This window comes from Homoserinimonas sp. A520 (genome assembly GCF_054489245.1).
Map to the genome: position 1 here is coordinate 417117 of NZ_JBTMWX010000003.1, position 12962 is coordinate 430078.

The 12962-nt window shown below is 66.4% G+C and carries 10 protein-coding genes; all 10 read left to right on the forward strand.

Going from position 1 to position 12962, the window contains the following annotated elements; all coding sequences use genetic code 11:
- Window positions 1-41 precede the first annotated feature (41 nt).
- The gene (locus ACX3PH_RS10695) at window positions 42-1802 is read left to right on the forward strand and encodes a peptidoglycan D,D-transpeptidase FtsI family protein (protein ID WP_459092261.1); all 1761 of its coding nucleotides are present in this window, start codon (window positions 42-44) and stop codon (window positions 1800-1802) included.
- A gap of 39 nt (window positions 1803-1841) precedes the next feature.
- Complete coding sequence (locus tag ACX3PH_RS10700) at window positions 1842-3380, forward strand: Mur ligase family protein (RefSeq protein WP_459092263.1); 1539 nt, start codon at window positions 1842-1844, stop codon at window positions 3378-3380.
- Between the two features lie 9 nt (window positions 3381-3389).
- Window positions 3390-4259 (forward strand): glutamate ligase domain-containing protein, encoded by an 870-nt coding sequence (locus tag ACX3PH_RS10705; protein WP_459092265.1) that lies wholly within the window; start codon window positions 3390-3392, stop codon window positions 4257-4259.
- Window positions 4256-5356 (forward strand): phospho-N-acetylmuramoyl-pentapeptide-transferase, encoded by a 1101-nt coding sequence (gene mraY, locus ACX3PH_RS10710; RefSeq protein ID WP_459092267.1) that lies wholly within the window; start codon window positions 4256-4258, stop codon window positions 5354-5356. The genes ACX3PH_RS10705 and mraY overlap by 4 nt, the downstream gene beginning before the upstream one ends.
- Window positions 5353-6873: a UDP-N-acetylmuramoyl-L-alanine--D-glutamate ligase gene (murD, locus tag ACX3PH_RS10715; RefSeq protein WP_459092269.1), complete on the forward strand. Its 1521-nt coding sequence runs from the start codon at window positions 5353-5355 to the stop codon at window positions 6871-6873. The genes mraY and murD overlap by 4 nt, the downstream gene beginning before the upstream one ends.
- Window positions 6830-8074: a putative lipid II flippase FtsW gene (gene ftsW, locus ACX3PH_RS10720; RefSeq protein WP_459092271.1), complete on the forward strand. Its 1245-nt coding sequence runs from the start codon at window positions 6830-6832 to the stop codon at window positions 8072-8074. The genes murD and ftsW overlap by 44 nt, the downstream gene beginning before the upstream one ends.
- The gene (locus tag ACX3PH_RS10725; RefSeq protein ID WP_459092273.1) at window positions 8071-9162 is read left to right on the forward strand and encodes a UDP-N-acetylglucosamine--N-acetylmuramyl-(pentapeptide) pyrophosphoryl-undecaprenol N-acetylglucosamine transferase; all 1092 of its coding nucleotides are present in this window, start codon (window positions 8071-8073) and stop codon (window positions 9160-9162) included. Before ftsW ends, ACX3PH_RS10725 begins: the two co-directional genes overlap by 4 nt.
- Before the next feature lie 10 nt (window positions 9163-9172).
- Window positions 9173-10582 carry a UDP-N-acetylmuramate--L-alanine ligase gene (gene murC / locus ACX3PH_RS10730; protein ID WP_459092275.1) on the forward strand — a complete coding sequence of 470 codons (1410 nt, stop codon included), beginning with the start codon at window positions 9173-9175 and terminating at the stop codon, window positions 10580-10582.
- Complete coding sequence (locus ACX3PH_RS10735; RefSeq protein ID WP_459092277.1) at window positions 10579-11583, forward strand: FtsQ-type POTRA domain-containing protein; 1005 nt, start codon at window positions 10579-10581, stop codon at window positions 11581-11583. The genes murC and ACX3PH_RS10735 overlap by 4 nt, the downstream gene beginning before the upstream one ends.
- A gap of 231 nt (window positions 11584-11814) precedes the next feature.
- Complete coding sequence (gene ftsZ / locus ACX3PH_RS10740; protein ID WP_459092279.1) at window positions 11815-12960, forward strand: cell division protein FtsZ; 1146 nt, start codon at window positions 11815-11817, stop codon at window positions 12958-12960.
- The last annotated feature ends 2 nt before the right edge of the window (window positions 12961-12962 follow it).

Genomic DNA, 12962 nt, shown 5'->3' on the forward strand with positions numbered 1-12962 from the left:
GGAATGCACCAAGAGCCCGGAATAGAGCACGAGGGGGTGGAGTGAGGAATCCACGTTCGACCAGCCGTCGACTGTCGATTGCGATCCTCCTGATCATCGCCGTCGTCGGCGTTTTCGTCGTGCGCCTGGTCGACTTCCAGGTGGTTCGCGCATCCGAACTCAACGCGGCCTCTCACGACAAGCGTGCTGTCGCAACAAAGACCTACGGCACCCGTGGAACCATCACCGACAAGGACGGTGTCGTCCTGGCGGAGAGCGTCATGCGCTACGACGTCACGGCCGCGCCGAAGGTAGCCGGCGCGTTCGAGCGGAAGGGCGAAGACGGCGCTTACCAGAGCGTCAGCCTGCTCGACGCCGCCGGGGAGCTCGCCGAGATCACCGGGGTGGACGCGACCGAGATCTTCCTCGCACTCACTGAAGATCCGGAGTCCAACTATGCGTTGCTGGCCAGCGGGCTGGACAAGGACCAGTTGGATGCGGTCTGGGCTCTGGGGATTCCCTGGATCCACATGGTTCCGAACCCCGCCCGCACCTATCCCAACGGTGCAGTGGCCGGCAACCTGGTCGGATTCATCGGCACCGACGGACCCCAATACGGTATTGAGATCACCCAGAACGACTGCCTCGGGAGCACCGACGGCGTGTCGACCTACGAGCGCGGTCTCGACGGTGTTCGGCTCCCCGGCAGCACGGTGACCACCAAAGAGGCGAAACCCGGCGGCACCGTCACCTTGACCATCGACAACGACCTGCAGTGGTTCGTGCAACAGCGGGTGGCTGAGCGCGCCATCGAACTGGGCGCGGACTCCGCCTCGGCCGTCGTCGTGAGGGTGAAGGACGGCCACATCATGGCGATGGCCGATTGGCCGGCGGTCGACCCCAACAACCGCAATGCCACGGTCTCCGAGCATCCGAATTCGCTCGGTGCGCTGTCGTTCTCGGGCGCCTACGAACAGGGCTCCACCTTCAAACCCTTCACGGCGGCGATGGTCATCGACCAGGGGGTGGCGGCACCGGACTCGAAGATCACCGTCCCCTCGCTGTGGAAGTCGCCCGACGGTGCAACCGTTCGCGATGCGTTCGGCCACGGTGACGTCAACTGGACCCTCAGCGGAGTCATCCAGCAGTCGTCCAACGTCGGAATCTCGATGTTCGGTTCCCGGCTCGACAATGGAACCCGGTACGCCTACCTCAAGAAGTTCGGGTTCGGGGCGAAGTCCGCCGTCGAGTTCCAGTACGAGACCCCGGGCATCCTGTCCGACAGCTGGAACACCCAGCAGAAGTACGACATCACCTACGGTCAGGGAATCGCCGCCAGCCTCGCCCAGATGGCCGGCGCCTACCAGACGCTCGGCAATGACGGCGTGAGGCTTCCGTTGCGGCTGGTCGAGAAGTGCACGATGCCGGACGGAACGGTGACCACCCCCACCACGGGAGAGCCGGTACGGGTGGTGTCCGAGTCTGCGGCCGACCAGGTCGTCCAGATGATGGAGACCGTGGTGAGCGGCGGCAGCCTCTCCACGGCGCTGTCCATCCCGGGATACCGCGTCGCAGCCAAGACGGGAACCGGTGAGGTGGCCGGGCCGAACGGGTACACCAGCGAGCGCATCGTCTCGCTTGCCGGGCTCGCGCCGGCCGAAAATCCTGAATACGCCGTGATCGTGAGCATCGTCAAGCCCGATATTATGAAGACGTCGACGGCAGCGGCTGCGCCATTCCAGAAGATCATGGCCCAGGTGCTGAAGACGTACCGTGTCGAGCCGTCCACAACGCCGGCTCCCCAATTGCAGACGACCTGGTAACCCGGGTCGTCCCGGTGAAGTCAAAGAAAGTGGGATTCAGTGTCCGATCGGATTCCCCCGGTCCTGCGTCCGGAGCATCCGTTAGCCCGATCCCTTGCCGGCCTGGTCAGTGAGTTCGGTCTGCACAGTATCGGCAGTCTCGACGCCGTAGAGGTCACCGGGGTGACCCTCCGCTCGGGCGAGGTTCAGCCAGGCGACCTGTTCGTGGGGATGCCAGGCGCTGCCAGCCACGGGGCCGGCTTCGCCCAGGCCGCAAAGGAGAGTGGGGCGGTAGCCCTCCTCACCGACCAGGAGGGCGCCGAACTCGCCGCCGCCGCCGGCCTCCCGATCGTCATCGTCGATTCACCTCGTGCGGCGCTCGGCGACATCTCGGCCTGGGTCTACCAGACCAACGAGCATCCGCCGCTGATGCTGGGAATCACCGGGACCAACGGCAAGACATCGACCGCGTACCTGCTCGAAGGCATCCTGAAACAACTCGGCCTGGTGACCGGGCTGAGCACAACGGCCGAGAGGCACATCGGCGACCTGACCGTGGTCAGCCGGCTGACCACGCCGGAAGCCAGCGAAATCCACGCGCTGCTCGCCCGCATGCGTGAGAGCGAAGTCCGGGCAGCCGTGCTCGAAGTGAGTGCACAGGCGCTCAGCCGCAACCGCGTCGACGGTCTCTCCTTCGATGTCGTCTCGTTCACCAACCTCAGCCACGACCACCTCGACGACTACGCGGACATGGACGAGTACTTCGCGTCCAAGGTGCTGTTCTTCGACCCCGAGCGAGCCAGGCGAGGAGTCGTCTGCCTGGACTCGCCGTGGGGTGAGAAAGTGGTGCACGCTTCGCGCATCCCGGTGACGACCGTCGCATCCGTTCCCGGGACCGACGCGGAGTGGCAGGTCGAGATTCTCGACGAGCAGGCCGAGTACACCGCGTTCAGGCTTTCCGGTCCGGAAAGCCGCTCGCTGGAAACCAGGATCCCGATCATCGGGCGGCACATGGCAGCCAACGCCGCGCTGGCGATCGTCATGCTGGTTGAGGCCGGTTTCGAGCTCGAAGCCATCGGTCACGCCATCGGCGACGGAGTGCAGGCGTACCTGCCCGGCCGCACCGAACGCGTCTCAGGTGAGCGGGGTCCAACCGTCTACGTCGATTTCGGGCACAGCCCCGATGCCTTCCTGAACACGCTGGCGGCGGTGCGGCGGGTGACCAGCGGACGCGTGATCATGGTCTTCGGCGCCGACGGCGATCGGGACCCGAGCAAGCGCCACGAGATGGCCAGGGTCGCGTCGGAGGGTTCCGACATCCTGGTCGTCACCGATCATCATCCGCGGTTCGAAGACCCGGCGTCCATCCGGGCAACCCTGGTCGAAGGTGCGGGGCTGGCCGAGCACCAGGCAGAGCTGCACGAGGTCAGCCCGCCGGAGCAGGCGATCCGTGTCGCGGTCTCCCTCGCTGCCGAAGGCGATTCGATCCTCTGGGCAGGGCCCGGACACCAGGACTATCGCGACATCCGCGGTGTCCGCACGCCGTACTCGGCGCGGGCGGAGGCCAGGGAGGCCCTCCGCGAGGCAGGGTGGGCCTAGGTGGCGGCAGTGCGCGTTTACGGCGCGGCAGGCAAGACGACAACGCGGTTGATGGTCGACGCCATCACCGAAACGGCGGGCAGCGAGACCCCAGCGGATGTCGTAGTGCTGTTGTCGAGGGACGAAGCCGGCCGCTCGGCCGTGGCCGGGCTGGGCGCGGGCGGCCATGTCGTTGCCAACGCCGACTCTGTTCCGGCAACCCAGTTGCCGGCATCCGCTGTGACCTTCGGGCTCGGCGGGAATGCCGCGCTGCAGGCGAGCGACCTTGACGCCACCATCGACGGCACCTCGTTCACCCTGGCAGGCGACGGGCGCCGGCATCGGGTGCAGCTGAAGGCGCTGGGCGAGCATCACGTGATGAACGCGCTGGCAGCCCTCGCCGTTGCGGCGGTGCTGGGCATCCCTCTCGAGCGTTCCATCCCGGCGCTCGAAAGGCTCGGCACGCTCGGGAGCGGGCGAATGGAGAAGCTGTCAGCCCCGGACCAGGTGATCGTCATCGACGACTCGGTCAGTTCCAGTCCGCAGTCTGCAGCCGCAGCGCTCAAAGCCCTGGCCCAGGTTTCTGCTGGGGGGCGCTCCATCGCGGTGCTCGGCGAACTCACGCTCGAGGGGGAGGACGCACGAGAGGCACACGACCGGATCGGTCGCCTGATCGTCCGGCTGAACATCAAGAAGCTCATCGTTGTCGGGCAGGGCGCACGCCACATCCACAATGCTGCCGGGCTCGAAGGGTCATGGGACGGAGAGTCGGTGCTCGTGGACACGGCCGGTCAGGCATACGATTTGCTGCGTGATGAGTTGCGCAAGCAGGACGTCGTCCTCGTGAAGGGCGCAGCGCTCGACCGTTTCGCGCAGCGCTTGACTGGGGAGGCCTCGTGATCGTTCTCCTCGCCGCCGGCGGCTTCTCGCTGATCCTCTCCATGGTGCTCACTCCGCTGTTCGCCCGGCTGTTCCGCCGGATGAACCTGGGCCAGTTCTTCCGCGCTGACACCCCGACCACCCACGTGGTCAAGCGCGGTACACCATCGATGGGCGGTGTTGTCTTCATCCTGGCGGCGATCGCCGGTTACTTCCTCGCCAAGCTTCTCGGCCAGGAAGTCCCGACAGCATCCGCCCTCCTGGTCATCCTGATGATGGTCGGCCTCGGAATGGTCGGCTTCGTCGACGACTACATGAAAGTGCACCGGCAGAACAGCCTGGGCCTGCACCCGCTGGGGAAGATCGTCGGCACGGTGATCGTCGGGATCGTCTTCGCGGTGATCGGCATCAACGTGCGCGACATCAACGGCCAGGCGCCGGTGTCGTACGCCGTCTCGCTGGTGCGCGACATCGCCTGGCTGGACTTCCTGGTGATTTTCGGGCCGATTGTCGGGGTGGCAGCCGTCATCGTCTGGATCGTCATTATCACCACCGGCGTTTCCAACGCAGTGAACCTCACCGATGGACTGGACGGCCTGGCTGCCGGAGCATCCATCTTCGCCATCGGCTCCTACGTGATCATCGGGTTCTGGCAGAACGCACAGTCGTGCTTCTCGCTCCGACCGATTCCGATCGATGTCAACAAGTGCTACGAGGTGTCGAGCCCGCTCGAACTGGCCGTCATCGCCAGCGCGATCGTCGGCGCGCTGATCGGTTTCCTGTGGTGGAACACCTCGCCTGCCCAGATCATGATGGGCGACACGGGCGCGTTCGGCCTCGGTGGCGCGCTGGCGGCGCTGGCCATCCTCTCCCGCACCGAGTTGCTCCTCGTCTTCATCGGCGGCCTGTTCGTGATCGTCACCCTGTCGGTCATCCTCCAGCGCACCTACTTCAAGCTCACCAAGGGCAAGCGCATCTGGCGCGCCAGCCCGCTGCACCACCATTTCGAGATGAAGGGGTGGGCCGAGGTCACGATCGTCGTCCGCTTCTGGGTCATCTCCGGCCTGTTCGTCTCAGCTGGGGTTGGGCTCTTCTACCTCGAGTGGATCGCGCGGTGAGAAGTGCGGAACGGCTAGCAGGACTGACCAGCTGGCACGCCGATTGGCGCGGCCTCAAAGTCGCCGTGCTCGGGCTCGGTGTCACCGGCTTTTCCGTCGCAGACACGCTGGTGGAGCTTGGAGCCGAGGTGCTCGTGCTCGCTTCGCAGAGCGACCCGCAGCGGGCGGAGCTGCTCTCGGTGATCGGTGCTCGCCTGGTGACCAGGGACCTGGCATCGGGGGCAACGGATGACATGGCAGCCTTCGGGCCGGACCTCGTCGTGACGTCGCCCGGCTTTCCCCCCGGGCATCCGCTGATCGCCTGGGCGAACCAGAACCAGGTGGCGGTCTGGGGAGACGTCGAGCTGGCCTGGCGACTCCGTGACAAAGTGGCCGAACCGGCGCCCTGGCTCGTGGTGACCGGCACCAACGGCAAGACCACGACGGTGCAGCTGGCGACCGCGATGCTGATCGCCGACGGCACGCGCGCCATTGCCTGCGGCAACGTCGGCGTTCCGGTGCTCGACGCCATCCGCGACCCGGTGGGCTGGGATGTCCTGGTCGTCGAACTGTCCAGCTTCCAGCTGCACTACCTGGACAGCCTCTCCGCGTACTCGAGCGTGTGCCTGAACGTCGCTGCCGACCACCTCGACTGGCATGGTTCTGCCGAGGCTTACGCGCAGGCCAAGGCGAAGGTGTACCAGGCGACCCAGGTCGCCGCGATCTTCAACCGGGCGGATGACGCCACGCTCGCGATGGTGGAGAACGCCGACGTCGTCGAGGGATGCCGCGCGATCGGCTTCGGCCTCGGAATTCCGGGACCGAGCGACTTCGGGGTGGTCGAGGGGATCCTGTGCGACCGTGCATTCCTCGACGATCGCCACAGCACCGCACTGGAGCTGGCCACTGTCCACGAACTCGACAGCGTCGGGCTCAGCACCCCGCACATGGTGGCCAACGTCCTGGCCGCCGCAGCACTCGCCCGCTCCTTCGGAGCATCAGTCGCCGCCATTCGCTCCGCCCTGCTTGACTTCCACCTCGACCACCATCGCACCGAGACGGTTGGTGAGGGCCGCGGCATCCGCTGGGTCAACGACTCCAAGGCCACCAACCCGCACGCAGCGATTGCTGCACTGGCCTCGTTCGAATCGGTGGTGTGGATCGTCGGCGGGCTGCTTAAAGGCGTTTCGGTGGACGACCTGGTATCACGCCAGGCAGCCCGGCTGCGCGCAGTCGTCATTATCGGCGCAGGGCGCCAGGAGCTTCGGGAGGCTTTCGCGCGACACGCGCCCGCGATCCCGGTGTTCGAGGTCGACACACTTGACACTGAAGAGGTGATGCCGTCGGCCGTCCGGCTGTCGGCCGGTGTCGCGATGGCCGGGGACGTCGTATTGCTGGCTCCGGCCGCCGCGTCGATGGACCAATTCCGCGATTACGCGGACCGTGGAACGCGGTTCGCGGTGGCGGTGCAGGAATTCTTGGGAGCTGAGGCAGATGACGACGAGCAGGCCCCGCCGCCTCCCGCCGCACGCCCCTGATCCCGGTCGGCAGCCCGCCGGTGCGGTGGTCGCCGTCAAACGGCTGTTCGCCTCTGAGACCGGAAACTATTTCCTGCTCCTCGGCACCACCCTGTTCCTCGTGGTCTTCGGCCTGGTGATGGTGCTTTCATCATCCGCGGTGACCTCGTACACCGAGTCCGACAACTTCTTCCGCGGATTCGAGCGCCAGGCACTCTTCGCTGCGCTCGGCCTGCCATTGATGCTGCTGGCCTCCAGGATGCCGGCGATCTTCTGGAAGAAGTGGGCGTTGCTGGCCGTAACCGTCGGCATCGGACTCCAATTTCTCACGGTCGCCACGAATCTCGGTTACTCAGTGAACGGCAACCGGAACTGGATCAGACTCGGTGACTTCACCATGCAGCCGTCCGAAGTGGTGAAGCTGGCCCTGGTGATCTGGCTGGGGAGCGTGCTGGCACGCAAGCAGGACAGCCTGCACAACTGGAAGGACCTCGCACTCTCGGTGGGTCCGATCGCCGGCGCTGCGATCGGTTTCGTCCTCCTCGGCCGGGACCTCGGAACGGCGATCATCGTGACGATGATCGTGCTCGGCGCCCTGTTCTTCGCCGGGGTCAGGCTCCGTCACTTGGCGGTCGTGGTCGCGGGAATGGCGCTGGGAGGCGCGATCATGGCGTTCGCGACACTGTCGCGCCAGAACCGCATCCAGGTCTGGCAGGACGGCTGTTCATCGTCTGCCGACCTGCTGACCGATTGCTGGCAGACCATCCACGGGTGGTGGGCGCTGGCATCCGGTGGCGTCTTCGGTGACGGGCTCGGCAACTCGAAGGCGAAGTGGAACTGGCTTCCGGAGGCGGACAACGACTTCATTTTTGCGATCATCGGCGAAGAGCTCGGACTAGTCGGTGCCGCTCTGGTTCTCGTGCTGTTCACGGTCACCGCCATCGCATTCGTGCGGATCATCCGCAGCAACCCCGACCCGTTCGCCAAGATCACGGTCAGTGCCGTGATGGTGTGGATCATCGGCCAGGCCTTCGTCAACATCGCCGTGGTGCTGGGCGTCCTGCCGGTGCTCGGAGTGCCGCTCCCGCTGATCTCGGCCGGCGGCACAGCGCTGATCTCCAGCATGGTGGCCATCGGGGTCGCGCTCTCCTTCGCCAGGCGGTCGCCGAACGAACGATCGGCGGAGCGGGCCGGCCTGGCACCCGGGAGGATGGTTCGATGACCAACTACCTCCTTGCCGGCGGGGGCACCGCCGGCCACGTGAACCCGCTGCTGGCCATCGCCGACCGGCTTCGCCATGCTGAACCGGATGCCACCGTTCTTGCACTGGGAACGGCCGAAGGACTGGAGGCGCGGTTGGTGCCGGCCAGGGGCCACGAGCTGCTCACCGTCGCCCGGTTGCCGTTCCCGCGTCGGCCGAACGGCGCTGCGTTTCGTTTTCCCGGACGGTTCCGTGCTCTCATCGCCGAGATCCAGGGCCTGATCGAAGCGAACCAGATCGACGTGGTGATCGGTTTCGGCGGCTACGTCTCTGCTCCGGCCTACCTGGCGGCCCGCCGCGCGGGTGTGCCCATCGTCATCCACGAGGCGAACGCGAGACCGGGCCTGGCCAACCGTCTCGGCAGCCTGTTCACTCGCCATGTCGGGGTCACCTTCCCGGGAACCCGCCTGCGAGGCGCTCGAGTGGTCGGGATGCCGTTGCGCCGGGAAATCGAGGAGCTGGACCGCCACGTGAGCCGGGCGGAGGCATTCTCGTTCTTCGGGCTCGACCCGTCACGGCTCACCCTGCTGGTGACCGGCGGTTCCCTCGGAGCTGCCAGGGTGAACGAAACCGTCCATGCCGCCGCGGCCAACATCCTGGGCGCGCAGTGGCAGATCCTCCACGTGACCGGGGAGCGCTCCCCATTGCCGCCATCCGAGCTGTCCGGGTACCGCCTGCTGCGCTATTGCGACCGGATGGACCTCGCCCTGGCGGTGGCTGATTTCGGGGTCGCGCGTGCCGGAGCGGCAACCGTCAGTGAGTTGACCGCGCTGGGCATCCCGGCGGCATACGTTCCGCTGGCCATCGGCAACGGAGAACAACGGCTGAACGCGCGCGCGGTAGCCGACGCCGGGGGAGCGATCATCGTCGACAACGCCGCATTCACGCCGGAGTGGGTGTCGCGCACGCTGGTTCCGCTGCTGCAGGACCGCGCAGCGATCGCCGCCATGGCCGCGCGTACAGCAGCGCACGGAGTGCGCGATGGTAGCGATCGCCTGCTCGGCCTGGTGCGGGAAGCCCTCGCATCCAGCGGCACTTCTACCCAGTAAATTAGTGACAATGATCAAGTCGGACTTCTCCCAGCCGGTTCCTGACGAACTCGGCGCCGTGCACTTCGTGGGAATCGGCGGTGCGGGGATGAGCGGCATCGCGCGGCTCTTCGTCGACGCGGGCTTCCGGGTCACCGGGTCCGACATGCGCAGCGGCGGCACTGTCGAGGCGCTGCAGGCGGCCGGCGTCCGGATCTCGGTCGGGCACGATGCAGCGAATGTAGCCGGAGCAGACACTCTCGTGGTGAGCGGGGCCATCGCCGAGGACAACCCGGAATACCTGGCCGCGCGTGCGCAGGGCCTTCCGATCATCCACCGCGCCCAGGCACTGGCCTGGCTTACCAACCAAAGCCGCCTGGTGGCTGTGGCCGGCGCTCACGGCAAGACCACGTCGACCGCCATGATCGTGACCGCACTGCTCGCACTGGATGCTGACCCCAGTTTCGTGAACGGCGGGGTCATCCGCTCATTGGGCGTCAGCGCGGCTCGTGGTTCAGGCGAATTGTTCGTCGTGGAGGCAGACGAGTCCGATGGATCCTTCCTGCTCTACGACACCGCGGTCGCCCTCATCACGAACGTCGACCCGGACCACCTCGACCATTTCGGGTCGGAGGAGGCGTTCGAGGCAGCCTTCGTGACCTTCGCCGAGAAGGCGCGCGAATTGGTGGTCATCTCCAGCGATGACCGTCGTGCCGCCGGGCTGGCCTCCCGCCTGGCGGACCGCAGGGTGTTGACCTTCGGCCAGGCGGATGCGGCGGACATCCGCCTGCACTCGGTGGACGACTCGTCGACGATCTCGTTCTCCCTGCACTACCTCGGTCATGACTACCAGGCGAAGCTCCTCGTGCCGGGGCTTCACAACGCCATCAACGCCGCTGGCGCGTTCGGCGTCCTGGTCGGCCTGGGGTTCGAGCCTCAGCCGGCACTGGATGCCATTGCCACCTTCACCGGGGCAGAGCGCCGGTTCGAGCTTCGCGGCGAGGTCGGGGGAGTGCGTGTCTACGATGACTTCGCCCACCACCCGACCGAGATCAGGGCGGCACTCTCGGGAGCGCGGGCAGCGGCCGGCGGTGGGCGCCTGATTCCCCTTTTCCAGCCGCACCTGTACAGCCGCACCCGGATGATGGCCGACGAGTTCGCTGACACTTTCGAGGAGCTTGCCGACCACACCATCGTGGTTCCGGTCTACGGCGCGCGGCAGGATCCGGAGCCCGGGGTCACCGGCGAGCTCATCACCAGCCGGTTCACCTCGACTGACGTCGGTCGCTACTTCGACGACTGGCAGGAGGCCTCGGACTATGCGGCTTCCATCGCCAGGCCGGGCGACCTGCTGATCCCGATGGGCGGTGGCGACGTGTTCCTGATCGTGCCGCAGCTCCTCGAGAGCCTGAAGGCAGCGGCAGCACGGCGGGGTGCATGAAGCGGCCCGAGGGTTTCGACGCTGCGCCAGAACCGCCGAGGCAGAAGACAGCGGCGGCCCAGAAGCCTTCGCGGCAGAAGCCGTCGCCGGCGAAACAGTCTCGGCAGAAGCCTGACCAGCCGAAACCAGCCCACCCGAAGCCAACTCCGAAGAAACCCGCTCGGCAGAAACCTGCCCAACCGGAGCCGGCCCAGAAGGAACCGGTACGCCGGAAGCCGACCCGCGCCGACGACACCGCACGCCAGGCACGCAGGGCAGCCAGGGAGCGCCGACGATACGAGCGTGACGAGGTCAGGCGCTTCACCAGACGGGCGCGGCATCGCCGGTTCGTCTGGATCACCGCGGCGGCGGTCGTGGTCGCCCTGGTGGGAACGGTCGCCGTTGCGGTGTACTCGCCGCTTCTCGCCCTGACCAGGATCGAGATCACCGGAACCTCGAGCGTCGATCCGGCAGACATCCACGATGCGGTGAAGGGCCAACTCGGCACGCCGCTGGCGCTGGTCGACTCCGATCGGCTCACCAGGGAACTCGGGGAGTTCAGCCTCATCCAGAGTTACGTCACCGAGACGGTGCCACCGCACACCCTCATCATCCATGTCACCGAGCGCGCGCCGATCGGCAGCATTGCGACCGCATCGGGCTTCACGGTGGTCGATCCGGCAGGCGTCACCATAACGAAGGCGGACACCAGGCCGGAGGGAGTCCCGGTGATCGAACTGTCCGGCGCGGACACCGAGTCCGATGTTTTCGACTCCGTGGTCGAGGTGCTGTTCGCGCTCCCCGATTCCGTGGCTATCCGGGTGGATCGCGTCATGGCGGCCACCAAGGATGACGTCACCCTGGTGCTCGACGGCACCGGGCAGCAGGTCGTGTGGGGGAGCGCCGATCAGTCGGACCTCAAGGCGCGAGTGCTGGCAGCACTCATGGCGACGCAGGACCCGAACGCGAGGGTCGCATATGACGTCACTGCACCGCTGAGCGCTGTCATCCGCCCGATCTGACCCTCCCGCGCCCGGATCGAACGAATTCGAGCGCATCGGCGTGCCTCTTGCTGTGAATCGACACCACAGATTCGCAACACGCGGGAGTGCCTGAGGGCAGGTCGCGGGTCGGCAGCTTAGCTTTCAGAGCAGGAAATACATACTGAGCATAACTTTAAGCTTCTAGTAGAGGTTGAAAGTCGGGGGCAGCCCCAAGCATTGGGAACTCATATTTGGCAGCGGAGGCCGGCAATGTCAGCAAACCAGAACTACCTAGCCGTGATAAAGGTCGTCGGCATAGGCGGCGGCGGCGTCAACGCGGTCAACCGCATGATCGAATTGGGCCTTCGAGGCGTTGAATTCATCGCCATCAACACGGATGCGCAGGCACTGTTGATGAGCGACGCCGACGTGAAGCTCGACGTCGGACGCGAACTTACCCGCGGACTCGGTGCCGGGGCAGACCCCGAGGTAGGCCGTCGGGCAGCCGAGGACCACGCCGAGGAGATCGAAGAGGCCCTGGCCGGCGCCGACATGGTGTTCGTGACCGCGGGAGAGGGCGGCGGAACCGGAACCGGTGGCGCCCCGGTGGTCGCGAGGATCGCCAAGTCGATCGGCGCGCTCACCATCGGTGTCGTGACCCGGCCGTTCGGCTTCGAGGGCAAGCGTCGCGCTGCCCAGGCCGAGGTGGGGATCACTGCGCTCAAGAGCGAGGTCGACACCCTCATCGTCGTGCCGAACGACAGGCTGCTGGAGATCAGCGACCGGGGCATCAGCTTCCTCGAGGCCTTCGCCACCGCCGACCAGGTACTGCTCGCCGGCGTGCAGGGCATCACCGACCTGATCACCACTCCGGGCCTCATCAACCTCGACTTCGCTGACGTCAAGTCGGTCATGCAGGGCGCCGGCTCGGCATTGATGGGAATCGGATCCTCCCGCGGGGCCGACAGGGCGATCAAGGCTGCCGAACTGGCGGTGGCATCACCGCTCCTGGAAGCGAGCATCGACGGCGCACACGGCGTGCTGCTCTCCGTGCAGGGCGGATCGAACCTCGGCATCTTCGAGATCAACGACGCTGCCCGGCTGGTTCAGGAAGCCGTGCACCCGGAGGCGAACATCATCTTCGGCGCCGTCATCGACGACACCCTGGGCGACGAGGTCCGGGTCACCGTCATCGCTGCCGGGTTCGACGGCGGCGAGCCGATCGTCAAGAAGCAGGGTCACCGTTCGACGTACGTCGACCCCGACAACGAACTCGTCTCGGTCGCGGCACCGTCGGCTGCAGCTGAAGGAGCCACCCCGGCCTGGAGCGGCGAGCCGGAACTCCCGAAGGCACCAGCGGATCCCGTCTTCGATGAAGACGATGACAACCTCGATATTCCCGACTTCCTGAAGTGACG